Source organism: Paenibacillus cisolokensis (assembly GCF_050481165.1).
Lineage (GTDB): Bacteria > Bacillota > Bacilli > Paenibacillales > Paenibacillaceae > Paenibacillus_AH > Paenibacillus_AH cisolokensis.
Window position 1 is genome coordinate 1 of sequence record NZ_JBCNFP010000051.1, and the last position, 15625, is coordinate 15625.

Here is a 15625-nt window from a genome sequence, read left to right on the forward strand (position 1 = left end):
AACCAAGGAATCATTCGAGACCATGGAAGAAGCATATGCGGCTATTGATCGGTACATGGACTTTTACAACAATCGCAGAATGCACGGAAGTTTGAAACGCAAACCTCCAAAGGTATTTAGCACTTGGATCCAGCAACAAAACGAAGAAGAACGTTCCAAATTCCATAAAGCCATGTAATCCGCTGAAAAACCTAGAATTTATGCGATAATTAAATTTTTCGTGGCGTAGACTCCGGAATTAGGGGGCCTAGCCGTTTGGCCAAAGCGACTGCCGGGAGACAGGGGCAAGGGCGAAGCGGCTAACGGATCGGAGACAATTTGACGGGAGACGAGGCGCACCGACCGACCGGAGACGATTTGAAGGGAAACGAGGTGCACCGACGGACCGGAGATGATTTGAAGGGAAACGGACGATTAGACAGGCAATAGGAAGTTGAAGCCCCGCCAACACGGAGGTGTCGGCGAGGCTTTCGAACGGATGGCGGGTTACAGCAATTCCTTGCGCAGCTGTTCCGGCGATTTCGGGGACAACAGGCCAAACGGTACGTCGAATACGGTTTTCGCCCCGGATTGGCCGTCCCGGCTGAGCCTGTGCGCCGCCCGCGCATAGGCGACCAGCACGCTGGACGTAAATTCCGGATTGCTTTCCAGCTTCAAGCTGAAGTCGATAATTTGGCGCGTCCCTTCTCCGGTTACGCCGCTGCGGATGACGAATCCGCCATGAGGCATCTGCGCATGCTTCGTGCGCAGCTCTTCCTCCGTAATGAACGTGACGGTCGTATCATAATCGGCAAAATAGTTCGGCATCGTAACGATGTCGTGCTCGATCTGGGCGAGATCCGCGCCCTCTTCGGCGACGACATAACACTCGCGGCGGTGCTTTTCCCGGGTCGTCAGCTCCGGCGTCTCGCCGGCGCGAATGCGGTCGATGACCTCTTGCACCGGAACCGTATACTGCACGCCGCCCTTGACGCCCTTCACCCGGCGGATCGCATCGGAGTGCCCCTGGCTGACGCCCGTACCCCAGAACGTATAATCCGTTCCTTCAGGCAGAATCGCTTCACCGAGCAGCCGGTTGAGCGAGAACAGCCCCGGGTCCCAGCCCGTCGAAATAATGCTGACATTGCCGCCTTCACGCGCCTGACGGTCAACATCTGCGAAAAATTCCGGTATTTTCGCATGCGTATCGAAGCTGTCGACCGTATTGAACATTTTTGCAAACCAAGGCGCTTGCTCCGGAAGGTCCGTGGCGGACCCGCCGCATAGAATCATAACGTCGATCTTGCCTTTGTATTGTTCGGCTGCGCCGACATGTTCGAATTTGAGTCCTTCTTCCGTTCCGGACAGCTTGTCCGGATCGCGGCGGGTAAAGACCGCCACCAGTTCCATATCCGGGTTCTGGGCTAACGCCTTGCGCACGCCCCTGCCCAGATTGCCATAACCTACAATGCCGATTTTAATCGTTTCGCTCATTATTGGTACCCTCCTGTTATGCTCACCTCACTCTAATTATAAGAACATTACAAAGAATGTAAACTTATAATTTTATGAAATTCCGGCTTCTAGCAGACTTCGCCGAGCTGCGCGAATTCGATTCCTTGAATTCGCACGTCCAGCGAGCACGCCGGCGTATCCAGCGTATAGATTTTGCCGGGAACGGCCAGCAGAAGCTGGATGCCGATCGGCGACAGGAATGAAACCGTCAGCCGATCCGGTTCCGCCAGCGCCGGGAATACGATGGTGTACATTTCCTCCGAGCCGTCATCCAAATATTGCAGCCGCACCCGGCTGCCGATCAAAGCTGTCGATTGCAAATCTTCAACAGCGAGCCGGGGGATCAGCTGTTCCAATGCGGCGCAGTAATGTCCCAGCAACTGGTCCACTTTCGCCCGCTCCCGCGTCCCGGCGGGAAAATGCCGATCGAGAAACACGGTCTTCTCTTCGTCGAAAAATACGAGCTGACGCACCAGCTGCGTCCTGGCGGCTTCCAGCGCACTAGGGCTCATGGTAGATCTCACCCCCGATTATGCGCAGCCATGCGGCGCAGGTGTAACGGCATATCGTTCGATTCATGCCCATCCCTCCGTATGAAAAAATAGACTCCGGTTCAGGAGTCTATCGTTATCTTACCAGATATTCCGGTTTCGTCCAGCCCCCGGAATCGCCATTCGCTTGAATGGCCGCATGCGCCTTTTTCCGGCGCTGCACTGGAAAAAGGAGGCTTAAAGCACTATACTTAGGAAAAAAGCCTCTGCGGAGAACTTTCGCAGCTAAGGGATATAAGCGACTTGAGCGAAGCGGCAAGACGGATTCGCCCATCGTTGATGGCAGGAGGGATGGAGTTGTCCATTTCAAGAATTTTGAAGCTGATCTCAGGCTTGTGCGAGCTTTGCCTGGCGATCCCTATTATTGGCGGTCTTTTCGTCATCGGCACCGGATACACGGCGCTTTGGTTCATGTTCATGCTGCACCTGATTACGCTCGTGCTTTCCCTGTATAACCAGGAACCGAGCTACGGGCCGGTCGCGGGCATGATCACCTCACTCATAGCCTGGATCCCGTTCGTCGGCTGGATCCTGCATGTCGTCACCGGCATTCTGCTGCTGCTGAACGCCGCGCAAGGTCCCAAATACGGCGCGCGCAAGCCGCCGCGGTATTCATGAACGGGCGCGGAACGCAAAGCCGGCCGCTTCAGGCCCGAGGCCGCGCGGATGAACGGATCGATGCCGGCGTAGCTTAACGGTTCTCGCCGCCGTCCTTCGTCTTGCGCCCGTACAATTCGCTCATAATGCGGCGGCCGGTAGGCGTCTGCGCAAGCCCCCCCTTGGCCGTCTCCCGATGCTTGGACGGCATGGCGCTGCCTACCTCGAGCATCACGCCGATCACCTCGTCGGACGGAATGACGCTTCGCACTCCGGCGAGCGCCATATCGGTCGCCGCGAGCGCGGTTACGGCGCCGAAGCCGTTGCGCACGATGCACGGGATTTCCACGAGGCCGCCGACCGGATCGCAGATCAGGCCAAGGCTGTTTTTGAGCGCAAGCCCCACGGCATGGACAGCCTGCTCCGGCGTTCCTCCCCTCAGCTCCGTCAGCGCTCCCGCCGCCATGCCGATCGCCGATCCGACCTCGGCCTGGCAGCCGCCCTCCGCCCCGGAAATGAACGAATTGTTGGCAATGACGTATCCGATGGCGCCCGCGGCGAACAGCCCCATCACGAGCCGTTCGTCGTCCCAACCGTATCGTTCCTGCGCGCTGACAAAAACGCCCGGAATGATGCCGCAGGAGCCTGCCGTCGGCGTCGCCACGATCCGTCCCATCGACGCGTTGATTTCCGAGACGGCGAGCGCATAGGCAAGCGCCGTGCACGCCTCCGTCCCCAGCGACGGCACTCCTTCGTTCATATATTGGTGAACGCGCCGGGCGTCTCCGCCGGTCAGCCCGCTTCGCGAAGTGACGCCTTCCTCCAATCCTTTGCGGACGGCTTCTTTCATGATCCGGTAATAATTTGCCATCGCATCAAAGGTTTGCTGCTCGCTCTTGCCGCTTTCCTTCGCCTGCTCGGAGAGCATCAGTTCACCGATCGTCACCTGATCTTCGCCGCAGCAAGCTGCCAGCTCCTGCAGTGTCGAGAACTTCATCGTTCCACCTCTTCGGCCGTAAGATCCGCCATACATACGCGGCTGACATCGGATAACCGGCGAATCCGTTCGACCAGCTCGGCCGGGACGGGTTCATCGGTTTCGACAACGGTCAGCGCGTCCCCGCTTCTGCCTTTGCGATCCACATCCATATACCCGATATTGATGCCGCCCAGAATACCGGTAATGTCCGAAAGCATGCCCGGGCGATCCTTATGAAATACGAGCAGAGTCGGATAATTCATCGTGAACTTGACATCGAAGCCGTTCACTTCGGTCAATTCGATGTTGCCGCCGCCGATGGAGGAGGCGACGATCACGTCTTCCCGCCCTCCTCCGCGGAGCGAGAGCTTCGCCGTGTTCGGGTGTACGGCGGGATTGTGTCCGCTCTTGAACGTCAGCACCATGCCCGACGATGCGGCGATTGCGAGCGCGTCGCGAATCCTCTCGTCGTCCGTCCGGTAGTCCAGAAGTCCCCCTGCAACGGCCAGATCGGTGCCGTGTCCCCGGTACGTTTCCGCGAAGGAGCCGTAAAACGTAATGTCGGCCTGCTCCGGAAGCGCGCCGAATATCCGGCGCGCCGCCCGGCCGATGCGAACGGCCCCCGCCGTATGGGAGCTTGAAGGTCCGACCATGCTTGGCCCGATAATGGAAAACACGTCTTTAAACCGCAAGCCCGCTCACTCCGTTTCTTCCGTTTCACCCGCGGCGGCTGGACGGGCCTAATCCGCCAGCCATTCCTGCAGATGCTGCGCGACGAACGCATCGTCGTTCAGGTGCGGATAATCCCGGTATACCCGGTCGATCTCCTCGGCCTGGCCCGGCGACAGCGTCTCATGCGGATTCAGGCACCAGATGCCTTTCATCAGTCCTTGCCGCCGCAGCACTTCATGGATGCCCGGGATGCAGCCGGCAAACTGGTGGGCGGGATCGAAGAAGGCCGCATTCGAATCGGTCACCTGCACATTCCAGGTCAGCCATTCTTTCGATATTTGCCGGGCGTCGCGGCAGCGCTTCACTTCATTCAGCAGCTCCACCGCCTTCTGCGTCCAGACCGCCCAATGGCCGAGCAGCCCGCCGACTATCCGTTTCTCGACGATTTTGCCGTTCACCGCGAACCGGTACGTCGTCAGAAAATCGTTCACGATGTTGTCGTCGTTGCCGGTGTACAGCGCGATCTCATCGCATCTGCTGGAATAACAGACCGCACGGACAACGTCGATCGTCTGGTACCGGTTGAACGGCGCCATCTTGATCGCCACCACGTTCGGAATTTCCGCGAACGCCCGCCAAAATTCGAAGCTGAAAATCCGGCCGCCCACGGACGGCTGCAAATAAAAGCCGATGACCGGCATGATTTCGGCCACTTGCTCGGTCCGCTTCAAGAGGTCCTGCTCGCTCCAGTCGGCCAGCCCGCCCATGCTCAGCAATACAGCGTCATAACCGAGTCTCGACGCGATCCGCGTTTCTTCGAGCGCCTGCCCGGTTCCGCCGCACACGCCCGCCACCTTGATGAACGGCCTGTCGAGCCGGGCCCGGTCGACCTCTTCCGCAGCCAGCCGCAGCACCGGCTCGTACAAATCGATGCCCTTGTCGCGAATTTCGAACTGCGTGGAGTGAACGCCCACCGCAATGCCGCCGGCTCCCGCTGCTATATAATATCGCGTCAGCGCCCGCTGGTGACGCTCGTCGAGCTTGCGGTTTTCGTCCAGGGCGAGCGGATGGGCCGGAATGACGAGCCCGTCATGCAGCGCTTCCATCAGCTCGGGTGACAACGTCTTCTTCGTTTCGCTCACGTTAGAATTTCCCCTTTCGTTCCTGGAAATGCGTCGGCTTGTTCCACGTCACGCCCCCGGCCTGCACCCATTCGGCCACCCAATCGATCATCTGCAAAAGCGATACGCGGGGATATCCGAACAACTGGTGGGACTTGGAGGCATTGCTGAGCAGCGCCGTCTCCGATTCCGTCCCGGTGAATATCGCCTCTTTCCCGAGCCGCCGGGCCAGCTCGCCGGCCGCCCAACGGATCGACACCGTCTCCGGTCCCGTGACGTTGATAATTTGCGGCGGATTCGAGCAATGCGCGAGGCAGCGCAGCGCCATCTCATTGGCGTCTCCCTGCCAGATGACGTTGGCGTGACCCATCGTCAGGTCGATCGGACGCCCTTCATATACGGATCTCGCCAGCTCCAGCAAAACGCCGTAGCGCATATCGATCGCGTAATTGAGCCGATAGATCGCCATCGGCGTTCCGTTCTTGTGGGCGAAATATTCGAACACCCGCTCCCTTCCGAGACAGGACTGGGCATATTCGCCGATCGGCTCGGGCGCCACCTGCTCGTTCACGCCGCCGCTTCCGACCGGAGAGAACGGATATACGTTCCCGGAAGAGAACACGACGATTCGCGAATCTTTATATTTCTCCGCCACCCGGCCCGGCAAATAAGCGTTCATCGCCCATGTGAAATATTCCCGGCCCGTCGTGCCGAACTTGTTGCCTGCCATATAGATTACATTCGATGCCTCCGGCAAACGGTTCAGCTCGTCATCATTCAGCAAATCGCAAGATATCGTCCGAATGCCGGCATCCTCCAGTTCCCGCCGGGCCTCCTCATTGGAGAAGCGGGATACGCCGATCACCTGTTTGTTCAGACCGCCATCGCGGATCGCATTGGCCGCCAGCCTGGCCAGGCTCGGTCCCATTTTGCCGCCTACGCCAAGCACGATAATGTCGCCTTCAACCGAACCCAGATCGCGAATGAGTGCCTCCGACGGCTCCGCCAGCTTCGCTTCCAATTCCTCGACCGTTCTCATGTGCTGCTGATCGCCTCCTCGTTTTACTCTACACCTCCATCATAACGAGTCGGATCATATAAAGACAAATCTATTAATCGTCTTTAAATAGAGCCGGCAGCATCGTTTCCAGACGAAAAAAAGCCTTCACACCTGCCTGTTAAGCAGCAGGGTGAAGGTGAAAATCTGCCTCGGCCGGCCTCGCGGCACTTTCTCGAAGCCCGTTACCTCGACCAAACCGTGGTCGATCCAATGAAGCAGCAGCCGATGAGCGCTCCTGACGGTAATACCAAGTAATGCCGCAAGCTCGTGAACCTGATATTCATATTTGCCGTATTTAGCCCCATTGTGGAGCAGCTTGCTCAAATATGCGCTCGTCATGCCGGCATCCTCCGCCCGCTTGATCAGCTCCGCATCGGTGAACGACAGCACTTCGCGCACCGGCTCGGCCATTTCGAGCGGACCGATCAGCGTACCGTCCTCCCGGACGATGAAACAGGCGTTCCCGCCGGCTTCCTTCGCTTTTCGCATCGCAATGCGCGCATTCGTGCCGGCGACGCTGGCCGACCGTCCGAAGCCGATGCCGATGCTGAGCGAAATGCCGTGCGTCTTGTTCATATCCTTGGCCAGCGGGATCGTCTTGTAGCCGCCGGATTCCCGCTCGAATATGCCCCGGGTCGTGAAGAACAGATACTCGTCCCCGCCCAGATGCGTCAAGTATCCGTCGAGCGCTTCGACATAATCGAGCACCATTCGGTGAATATCGAGCTTCAGCTTCTGCACTTCATGTTCGTTCGAACAGGTGAGCGCGAGCTTGCCGAAATCATCGATATTGATCATACCGACGACAATCTGCCCTTCCTTGCTGCGCCGCGTCTCGGTAGACAGCAGCGCCCGTTCGAGCGAGACGACGATATCCTGGTCGGCGGGCACCAGCCAGCGATTCGGAATGCCCAGCTCCGTCAGCTCGCGGGATACCGACTCCATGCCGGTGAAAGCGACCGTGCAGGCTCCGGCTTCAAACTGTTCGCGATGGAACGCCACCAGCTTGTCCCTGGGCGCGTAAGCGGGTCCGTCGTAAATAACGGGGCGGATCGCCGTTTTGCCCAAATCCTTCAGCGTGCGCCGCACCATCTTGTCGGTCAGCGAATCGACGGATATGCCTTCCGCAAGCAGGCCGTCCTGCTGCGCGTGAAACAGCGCCTTGTACAGTCCGGCATCGGTCAGCGGCACGTGGTGCATCAGCACCGGAACGCGAAGGCTCTCCTTCGCCTTGCGGTGGGACAGCGGGTCGGAGAACAGGATGACTTCCACATCGCCGCTAATCCGTTCGGCCAGCTTGGGCGCATCGTCTTCATGACGGTATATGAGCGGCACCGCCGCGAAAGAAGGAAAGGAATCGACAACGCGCAGAATTTGGCCGACGATCTGTCGAGGGCCGATAATTCCAATGCGTATCTGGTTGAGTTCACTGCCTGTCGTCGCCAGCAAGTTCATTCACAGAAAGCTTAGCCCGTAAGCCGTTGACCTCAACATAAGCGAAAGGGCGGCTTTCTGCTTCCTCCTTTCTAGTAAGAAATTACGGAACCGGATACCGGAAAAGCCTTTTCATACGTCCATCATAACCGATCAAACCTCAAAAGCACCAGCCGCCGATGCGAAGAACAGAATGATTACAGGCTCCACAACGGCATAAAATCTGGTATGATGTTAGAAATTGATCGCGAAAAACTGGAGAAATATCAGGAGGAACTTGCTTGCTGCAGCGGCTATGGCGAAAATTCAAATATTACGGACTCCGGTTATTGCGAAGCAGCAACGGCGATCATGTCGTGGCGATCGGTTTTGCTATCGGTTTCTTTCCGTGCTGGTATCCGACCTTCGGCGTCGGCCTTGTCCTTTCCCTTGCATTATCCCGTCTCGTGCGCGGCAACATCCCCGCGGCCGTCATGGCGGCATCGCTCGGATCCGTGATTTGGCCGGCCTTGTTCTACCTGAATTACAAGATCGGATTTCTGATTAACGATTTTACATCGTCACCCGCTTCTTTCGAACTGGATGAAGCCATCGCCGAACCGGTTCCGGAAACGGACGACTATGCGGAAGTTGCGGATCATTACGGCATACTTGGCGACATCGGCCTTCATTTTCTGGTCGGTTCGGTCGCAAACAGTATTATTTTTACCGTTGTCTTCTATTTCGGTCTGCGGCTGCTGTTGAAGCGTTATCGGGCCCGCCTGCTCCGGAGAGTACGCCAATCGCTGCGCCGCTCGCCGCTTTCGGCACGGACGGACAAGCCCTTCCGAACCCCCGGCAATGACCGATAACCGGGCATAACGCCGCAGCCGCCACCGGCATCAACATTCAGTAAGAAGTTCAGTAAGGAGAGTAAAAATGATCAGACTCGTTTCATGGAACGTCAACGGCTTGAGAGCGTGCGTCAATAAAGGATTTTACGATTATTTCCGGGAAGTGGACGCGGACATCTTCTGTCTGCAGGAAACGAAGCTGCAGGAAGGACAGATCGATCTGGCGTGCGGCGAGGAGTACAGGCAGTACTGGAATTACGCATTGAAGAAAGGGTACTCGGGAACGGCTGTCTTGACCAAAATGAAGCCGCTGTCGGTACGGTATGGCATGGACGGGGAGGAAGATTCCGAAGGGCGGATCATTACACTCGAGTATGACGATTTTTATCTCGTCAACGTCTACACTCCGAACGCAAGACGCGATCTGTCCCGGCTGGCGTACCGGCTGGAGTGGGAGGAGCAGTTCCGCAGCTATCTCGTCAAGCTCGACGGAGACAAGCCGGTTGTCGTATGCGGCGATCTGAACGTCGCCCATCGGGAGATCGACCTGAAAAACGCCAAGTCGAATGCGGGCAATTCCGGCTTCACGCCGGAAGAAAGGGAGAAGATGACGCTGCTGCTTGAGGCCGGCTTCGTCGATACGTTCCGGCATCTCTATCCCGATCGTACGGACGCCTATACGTGGTGGTCATTTATGCCAAGAGTCAGAGAACGGAATATCGGATGGCGCATCGATTATTTCCTGATCTCGTCCAGGCTTGTCCCCCGGCTCATCGATGCCCGGATTGACGCCGCCGTCATGGGTAGCGACCATTGCCCGATCATTCTGGAGCTGGAGGATGCGGACGAACCCTCGACGAAAGCGGAATCGGGGGGTTCTTTGCGGAGACCCCCCCCCCCCCCCCCCCGATTCCGTATGCGCGAGCCCGCTTCCACAGAAGCGTCATGCTCGGTTCGACCGTGACATTGCAGCCGCGGTTCGGTTTATTTCAACGCCTTAAGGACGGACTCTACGCCATACGTCTGACCGATCGGGCCATACCCGAGAGCCAGCTCGCCATTAATCGAATAAACGTGGTTGTTCCGAACGGACTTCAGCTTGCTCCATACCGCGGTGTCATCCCATTCGTCCGTCAAAGCGGGTATGGACTTGTCACTGTAATTGAAATAGCCCAAGAACAGATGGTCCGGATCCAGCGTACTCAAGCCTTCCAACGTGATTTGCGCGCCTTCTTTCATGATGTCGGCGTCCGGAGCCTTCAGCCCAAGGCCGTCATAATACGTTTTCAAATAATCCGTGCCCTGCAGCCATACCTCTTTTTCTCTTACCTGTACGAAGGCGACCGTCCCTTCCAGTCCGGCCAACTTCTCCTTGGCGTCTTTCACCTTCTCGCGGAATTCGGCAATATAGCGCTCCGCCACATCCTCTTGTCCCAAAATTTCGCCAAATTTGGTCACGAGCGAAGGCCAATCGTTCCACACATTCGTCTCTTCCTCGTCAATGACGACCGTTGTCGCGATTCGGGACAGCTCCCCGGTTATTTCCTTATTGACGCTGTTGCCGGCAATGATCAAATCGGGCCCGTAGGCGAGCAGAGCTTCCAGATTCACCGTCGTGTTCTCCCCGACGATCACGAGCTCCTCCAGCTTATCCACGTACGGCTTGTAGCTTTCCGTATGAAGCACCGATTGCTTCTCGGTGAACGGGAGGGCCAGGGCGACAGATTTCAGGTCGAACAGCAAGAGCGAATCCGCATACCCCCAATGAACGACCGCGATTCTCTCCGGTTCTTCCTCGATCGTCACTTCGCCGTTCGCATCCTTGATTGTGCGGGGGAACTTGCTTGCCGGAACGGCTTCCTCGCTTTGGCCTGTCTCCTGCCGCTGTTCCCCGGTTTGAGCGCTCTGCGCGTTATCGTTATGCTGTGCGGGATTATTCGTACTGCTCGTTGTGCCGGAACAGGCGCCAATAAGCAGAACGAGGCATAATATGGCGGTTAGCGCGGCAAAAGATGATATTCGGTTCCTCATGTCAGGCATCCTTTCTCAAACCTCTTTGTACTTGATAACAATTCTCATTATCAATGATAACATTATCACCTCGTCCGTTCGATGAAAATAGAGAAATTCCCGATCTTAAGATGGACGATTTCGCCTCCGGTACATGCCGACCTTGCCGGGGGACACGCCCTTATGCTTTTTGAACAGCCTGCTGAAGTAATAAGCATCGGCATAGCCTACACTGTGCGCCACAACGGATACGGGGAATTGTCCTGTAATCAGCAATTCGTACGCCCGGTTCATCCGATATTGAATCAAATAATCGATCGGGCCCAACCCGACATATTTGTGGAACAGATAGGAGAAGTATTTCGGTTTCATCTGGCAGCGCTCGGCCAATACGTTCAACGTCAAGGGCTCCATATAATGCGTCTGAATAAACCGAATCGCTTCGTCGATCAGCGTATAGCTGTCCTTGTTCTGCCGATGGCGTTCGGACTGGAGAACCTTGTTCACCAGCCGATAGAACAAAGCTTTCTTCTCCAGCAGCTCCATACTGCCGGGAGAAGACGCCGCCTGCAGCAGCCGTTCCAGCAGTTGCAGCAATTCCGGATCAAGCGCGGCATGGAGCAGGGAAACCTCCGTCAGGCTCCGCACCTCCTCGTCATCCGAAATGACGGGCAAATAATGGACCAGACAATATTCAAAGCCGCTGCCGCCCACATGAAGCTCCAGCCGCTTCCGCAGACCGCCTATAAGGACCTTGCCCGGTTCGAGCCTATACCGATCCGTCCCCTCGAATATGAAATCCGCCTTTCCTCTCAAACCGACCACGACCGCGCATTTGGTCGTCGGTTGATCGACATGGCCGCTGTAGATCAGGCCGGCTTTCAGTTCTGTCCGGTAGACGCCGTGAATATGCAGCGGCACCGTGGCCAATTTATGCGCCAACTCCTCATATGAATACACGCGTAATCGCTCCCTTTGACCTTCAACTTGAAAAGGGCATTCCCATCCAGCCTGTGGTATGAGCCGCATGCGAACGCTCGAAGCCCATGTCTTGTTCTAACTATGATCTTAACCGATATGACACGGGGGCGACAGACAGCAGTCGACAAAAAGATTTACACCCGCCCTCTAAGAAGATCGCTTGACTTCACTCAATTGCTTATTTTGGTAAGGTTGGTCGACCAGCCAAAAGATACGGAGTGCAAGAAATGAAATCCCGAGCGTAAGCGCGGGCGAATATGAAACACCGACCTCTTGTTTGCAAACTGTTCAACGAAAGCTCAAAAAGGACTGTGCGCAGCCTGCCCCTTGGCAACCTGTCACAGCCCCGAAACCCGCGTCCGACGCGAACTTGTTGGCGCTTGTTGGCAGTCCGATTTCATTCAACTGCCGTATTGTAAAAAACCGGTTTGCGATATACCGCCGCGACTACTTCTTCAACAAAAGATACAGGAAGTAAGGCCCGCCGATGAGCGCGACCATAATGCCCGCCGGAATGCCGGCCGGATCGACGAGATTGCGCCCGACGGTATCGGCGAACAAGAGCAGCCAACCGCCCATCAGTACGGCGAGGGGGACGCAATATTGGTGACGGCGCCCTATGATTGACTTGGCGATATGGGGAGCCATCAGGCCGATGAACGCAATGCCCCCGGTGACGGATACCGCCGCAGCGGCAAGAGCAACGGCAGCCCCGAGCAACAACAGCCGGTCCCGGTTGACGGAAACGCCGGCCCCGATAGCAATCGCTTCATCCATCGCCAGCAGGTTGAGGACGTTCGACTTGTACAGCGTGTACGGAAGCAGGATCACAAGCCACGGCAGCAGCGACCAAACGAACGGCCAATCCGCTCCCCAGATATTGCCCGCCAGCCACTTCGCGATAAAATCGACCTTCCGATAATCGGCCGAGGAGATCAGAATAATCATCAGGCCGGACAATGCCAACGCGAAGCCGACTCCAACGAGGACGAGCTTAACAGGCTGCAGCCCCGTTGTTTTGGAATAAGAGAACAAATAGATAAGGACAGCCGTCGTCAGCGCTCCTCCGAACGCGACAAGCGGAAGCACATAAGCGAACGTCTTGGGATCAAGAGGATAATAAAGGAAAAATGCCGAAATCGCCACGCCGGCTCCCGCGTTAATGCCGACGACGCCGGGATCGGCCAAGTCGTTGCGCGTAATGCCCTGCAGAATCGCGCCGGACAGAGCCAGCGCCATGCCGGCCAGCAAAGTCACGGCAATACGCGGCAAACGGATGGAGAACAGCACCAGATTTTCCTTGAAGGTGCCATGCCCAAGTATGGTCGAGAGCAGACGATCGAAGGAGAACGACCCGGAACCGACGCTCATCGAGGCAACGATCGTCGTGGCGATGAGCAGCAGCACGGTCGCGAAGACGGCAACTTTCTTTTGAACTTGCGCAGCCTGGATCATGACAGCGACTTCACTCCTTTGCGCACCACGAACAAGAAGAACGGGAGTCCGAGTACGGCGATAATCGCCACGACCGGCGTCTCGAACGGCGCATAGAGCGTTCGTCCGAGCGTATCCGCCATCAGCATGAGCGTCGCTCCCCAGACGGCCGACATCGGAATGACCGCGCGATAGTCGGTCCCGAACAACGCTCTTACCATGTGGGGAATCATCAACCCGATGAACGCCATGTTTCCGACGAGCGCGACGGCCGCTCCGGCCAGCAAAATAATCAGGATGTACAGAACGGCTTTGACGTATGCTTTTCGAAGCCCCAGGCCGACGGCGACTTCTTCGTTCAAGCTTAAAATCGTGAGCGCCTTGGACAAGGCTATCGCCACAAGAAGGGAACCGGCGATGACCGGACTCACCGCTTGAACTTGCCCCCACGTCGTGCCGATCAGCCCCCCCGATGTCCACATCGTCACGTCTTTGGACGTCTTGAACAAGAGACCGATACCGTCCGCCACGGCATACAGAAATGCGGACACCGCCGAGCCGGCCAGAACGATCCGGAACGGAGAAAAGCCGCCTTTCTTCAACGCGCCGATGCTGATAACGAGAAACATGCCCAGCGCAGCTCCGGCGAAGCAGACGAGCATGATCCCGAAATAATTCAGCGCCGGCAACACGGCCACAGCCAGGGCGAGCGCAGCGTTTGCTCCGGCGGTTAGCCCCAGAAGCCCGGGGTCCGCAAGCGGATTGCGCGTCAACCCTTGCATGATCGCGCCAGCCACCGCAAGCGCGGCGCCGACAAGCACGGCCGCCGTTTCACGTGGGTAGCGAATTTCCCGGAGCATCGCGATTTTATCGTCCCCGCCGCGGTTAGCCAAGACAAGCCAGAGCTCGCGCAAGGACACATCCTTCGCGCCGAGCAGCATAGCGAGCGAGAACATGACCGCAAGTGCCGCAAGGCTGATTGCGATTTCGAGAGCAAAGGATTTCGGCTGCCGACTGCCGCGCATGTTGCTATTCCTCCTTCTAGCCAGGTCATAAAGGGCGCGAAGAAGACCGAGACAGCCTCCGCTTTGCCCGAGGCATCTCGGCCTTCTTCTCCGGTCTGCGCATGACGCAAACGCTTATTTCAGGAAGCCTTCCTTGAAAATGTTCAGCAGATATTCGAGCGTCGTCGGATCGCTGTAAGTGGAGGCTTCCGTGTCGATCTCGATGACATGACCGTTTTTGACGGCCGGGATCTTCTGCCAAGTGTCCGTCTGCATGAAGGAATTGTCCCCCTGGACGCTTCTGCTGAGAACGATATAATCGCCGGCATAGTCGCTGAGAACTTCCGGGGACAGCGTATAGTAGCCGGGTCCGAGAGCATCTTCTTTGACTTTCTCCGGCATGTTCAGTTCCATGGCCTGGTACAGCAGCTCGGTTCCGCGCGCCCAGGCGTTGCCGAACACGTAGAAGTTCTTCGAGTCGGTCTCGAAGACCGATACCGTCGCATTCTCGCCGATCTTCGCTTTGATTTCATCGCCGGCCGCTTTAGCCCGCTGCGAAAAATCGTCAACCCAGGCTTGCGCTTCCTGCTCCTTGTTCAGCAGCTTGCCGATCTCGACCTGTTGCGACAAGAAATCCAGCTTCCCCCACGTGTAAGCGACGGTAGGCGCGATCTCCTTCAGCTTGTCGAGATTTTTGCTGCTGGCGTCGGCAATGATCAGATCCGGCTCCAGCTCGATGATCTTCTCAAGGTTGTCTTCGGATACCACTTCCACCCCGTTCAGCTTATCGGTGAAGAGCGGATTCTTGTTCGTCCACTCGTCTACGCCGACGAGCGTTCCGCCCAGCGAGAGCACGTTCGGCGCGTTCGTCAGCGCGACGATGCGCTGCGGATTGGCCGGCACTTCTACCCGACCGAGCTCGGACTGATACGTGACCGTGCCGGTCTTGGCCGCAGACTCGGATTCCGTAGGCGTCTGCTGTTCGCTCGCGCCCTTGCTGGCGCTTGAAGACGATGCCTCATTATTAGATGCCTCATTATTATTCGAGGCATTGTTTCCGCAAGCGCTGATGATGATCACAAACAACAGGAAAATGATTGGCAGAAGCAACTTTTTACTCATCTATGTATCCCCTTATTTGATATTGATTCTCAATTTCATTTATAAATTAATATAATGGTATTTATTCGGGTTGTCAACGAAATTGAATCGATATATTTGCTGAAGCCATGACGCCGGAGGGCTGTCTCTGTTTTAACGTTTATCATAACGAATCTGACAAACGCTATTTGGCGAAAAATCGATGTTCCGGAATTGTAACGAATCTGAGCAACGCTATTTGCTTGAAACTGGTCAAATTCAGGCGAAATATCGTAAATAAGGTGGCTCAGATTCGTAACATCCCAAAAAGCGGATTATGAGCAAAAATAAGGTGTGTGAGATTCGTTGCTATGA

At 56.6% G+C, this 15625-nt stretch carries 16 protein-coding genes; 4 read left to right on the forward strand and 12 right to left on the reverse strand.

Features of this window, described 5'->3' with window-relative positions; translation table 11 throughout:
• Positions 1 to 178, forward strand: a 178-nt coding sequence (locus ABEV74_RS08730; protein WP_430145208.1) for an integrase core domain-containing protein, incomplete at its 5' end; no start/stop codon positions are given.
• Between the two features lie 308 nt (positions 179 to 486).
• On the opposite strand, the gene ABEV74_RS08735 is transcribed toward ABEV74_RS08730, so the two are convergent.
• Complete coding sequence (locus ABEV74_RS08735) at positions 487 to 1473, reverse strand: diaminopimelate dehydrogenase (protein WP_062489507.1); 987 nt, start codon at positions 1471 to 1473, stop codon at positions 487 to 489.
• Between the two features lie 89 nt (positions 1474 to 1562).
• A complete protein-coding gene (locus ABEV74_RS08740; RefSeq protein WP_430145185.1) occupies positions 1563 to 2006 on the reverse strand; it encodes a GreA/GreB family elongation factor in 444 nt (147 codons plus the stop codon).
• 336 nt (positions 2007 to 2342) lie between these two features.
• On the opposite strand from ABEV74_RS08740, the gene ABEV74_RS08745 reads away from it, so the two are divergent.
• Positions 2343 to 2663: a hypothetical protein gene (locus ABEV74_RS08745; RefSeq protein ID WP_062496374.1), complete on the forward strand. Its 321-nt coding sequence runs from the start codon at positions 2343 to 2345 to the stop codon at positions 2661 to 2663.
• A 73-nt stretch (positions 2664 to 2736) separates the two neighbouring features.
• Here the strand turns inward: ABEV74_RS08745 and sdaAA are convergent, their stop codons facing one another.
• The 5 genes from sdaAA to ABEV74_RS08770 all read right to left on the reverse strand — a co-directional run bounded on the left by sdaAA (position 2737) and on the right by ABEV74_RS08770 (position 7929).
• Entirely contained in the window at positions 2737 to 3639 is a 903-nt protein-coding gene (sdaAA, locus tag ABEV74_RS08750) for an L-serine ammonia-lyase, iron-sulfur-dependent, subunit alpha (RefSeq protein ID WP_430145188.1), read from the reverse strand.
• Positions 3636 to 4313 carry an L-serine ammonia-lyase, iron-sulfur-dependent subunit beta gene (gene sdaAB, locus ABEV74_RS08755; RefSeq protein ID WP_430145191.1) on the reverse strand — a complete coding sequence of 226 codons (678 nt, stop codon included), beginning with the start codon at positions 4311 to 4313 and terminating at the stop codon, positions 3636 to 3638. Before sdaAB ends, sdaAA begins: the two co-directional genes overlap by 4 nt.
• A 48-nt stretch (positions 4314 to 4361) precedes the next feature.
• Positions 4362 to 5399, reverse strand: a complete 1038-nt coding sequence (locus ABEV74_RS08760; protein ID WP_430145211.1) for a dihydrodipicolinate synthase family protein — start codon at positions 5397 to 5399, stop codon at positions 4362 to 4364.
• 37 nt (positions 5400 to 5436) lie between these two features.
• Entirely contained in the window at positions 5437 to 6453 is a 1017-nt protein-coding gene (locus ABEV74_RS08765) for an NAD-dependent epimerase/dehydratase family protein (protein ID WP_062489515.1), read from the reverse strand.
• 126 nt (positions 6454 to 6579) lie between these two features.
• Positions 6580 to 7929 carry a helix-turn-helix domain-containing protein gene (locus ABEV74_RS08770; RefSeq protein ID WP_062489517.1) on the reverse strand — a complete coding sequence of 450 codons (1350 nt, stop codon included), beginning with the start codon at positions 7927 to 7929 and terminating at the stop codon, positions 6580 to 6582.
• Positions 7930 to 8189: 260 nt separating this feature from the next.
• Here ABEV74_RS08770 and ABEV74_RS08775 point away from each other — a divergent pair, with 260 nt between their 5' ends.
• Together ABEV74_RS08775 and ABEV74_RS08780 are read left to right on the forward strand one after the other, a co-directional pair.
• Complete coding sequence (locus tag ABEV74_RS08775; protein WP_213531310.1) at positions 8190 to 8759, forward strand: DUF2062 domain-containing protein; 570 nt, start codon at positions 8190 to 8192, stop codon at positions 8757 to 8759.
• Positions 8760 to 8829: 70 nt separating this feature from the next.
• The gene (locus tag ABEV74_RS08780; RefSeq protein ID WP_430145214.1) at positions 8830 to 9705 is read left to right on the forward strand and encodes an exodeoxyribonuclease III; all 876 of its coding nucleotides are present in this window, start codon (positions 8830 to 8832) and stop codon (positions 9703 to 9705) included.
• Positions 9706 to 9725: 20 nt separating this feature from the next.
• Here the strand turns inward: ABEV74_RS08780 and ABEV74_RS08785 are convergent, their stop codons facing one another.
• The 5 genes from ABEV74_RS08785 to ABEV74_RS08805 form a co-directional block, all read right to left on the reverse strand.
• On the reverse strand, positions 9726 to 10772 hold the full coding sequence (locus ABEV74_RS08785) for an ABC transporter substrate-binding protein (RefSeq protein ID WP_430145195.1): 1047 nt from the start codon (positions 10770 to 10772) through the stop codon (positions 9726 to 9728).
• 105 nt (positions 10773 to 10877) lie between these two features.
• Positions 10878 to 11711 (reverse strand): helix-turn-helix domain-containing protein, encoded by an 834-nt coding sequence (locus tag ABEV74_RS08790; RefSeq protein ID WP_430145198.1) that lies wholly within the window; start codon positions 11709 to 11711, stop codon positions 10878 to 10880.
• A 468-nt stretch (positions 11712 to 12179) separates the two neighbouring features.
• Positions 12180 to 13187, reverse strand: a complete 1008-nt coding sequence (locus ABEV74_RS08795; protein WP_430145200.1) for a FecCD family ABC transporter permease — start codon at positions 13185 to 13187, stop codon at positions 12180 to 12182.
• On the reverse strand, positions 13184 to 14191 hold the full coding sequence (locus ABEV74_RS08800; protein WP_430145203.1) for a FecCD family ABC transporter permease: 1008 nt from the start codon (positions 14189 to 14191) through the stop codon (positions 13184 to 13186). Before ABEV74_RS08800 ends, ABEV74_RS08795 begins: the two co-directional genes overlap by 4 nt.
• Before the next feature lie 114 nt (positions 14192 to 14305).
• Entirely contained in the window at positions 14306 to 15292 is a 987-nt protein-coding gene (locus tag ABEV74_RS08805; RefSeq protein ID WP_430145206.1) for an iron-hydroxamate ABC transporter substrate-binding protein, read from the reverse strand.
• Positions 15293 to 15625 lie beyond the last annotated feature (333 nt).

Excerpts from the sequence above, each read along its gene's own strand:
- ABEV74_RS08800 (WP_430145203.1), bottom strand. The coding sequence starts at position 14,191 with ATGCGCGGCAGTCGGCAGCCGAAATCCTTTGCTCTCGAAATCGCAATC.
- ABEV74_RS08735 (WP_062489507.1), bottom strand. The coding sequence starts at position 1,473 with ATGAGCGAAACGATTAAAATCGGCATTGTAGGTTATGGCAATCTGGGC.
- ABEV74_RS08785 (WP_430145195.1), bottom strand. The coding sequence starts at position 10,772 with ATGAGGAACCGAATATCATCTTTTGCCGCGCTAACCGCCATATTATGC.
- ABEV74_RS08760 (WP_430145211.1), bottom strand. The coding sequence starts at position 5,399 with ATGGAAGCGCTGCATGACGGGCTCGTCATTCCGGCCCATCCGCTCGCC.
- ABEV74_RS08740 (WP_430145185.1), bottom strand. The coding sequence starts at position 2,006 with ATGAGCCCTAGTGCGCTGGAAGCCGCCAGGACGCAGCTGGTGCGTCAG.
- ABEV74_RS08805 (WP_430145206.1), bottom strand. The coding sequence starts at position 15,292 with ATGAGTAAAAAGTTGCTTCTGCCAATCATTTTCCTGTTGTTTGTGATC.
- ABEV74_RS08770 (WP_062489517.1), bottom strand. The coding sequence starts at position 7,929 with ATGAACTTGCTGGCGACGACAGGCAGTGAACTCAACCAGATACGCATT.
- sdaAA (WP_430145188.1), bottom strand. The coding sequence starts at position 3,639 with ATGAAGTTCTCGACACTGCAGGAGCTGGCAGCTTGCTGCGGCGAAGAT.
- ABEV74_RS08765 (WP_062489515.1), bottom strand. The coding sequence starts at position 6,453 with ATGAGAACGGTCGAGGAATTGGAAGCGAAGCTGGCGGAGCCGTCGGAG.
- ABEV74_RS08795 (WP_430145200.1), bottom strand. The coding sequence starts at position 13,187 with ATGATCCAGGCTGCGCAAGTTCAAAAGAAAGTTGCCGTCTTCGCGACC.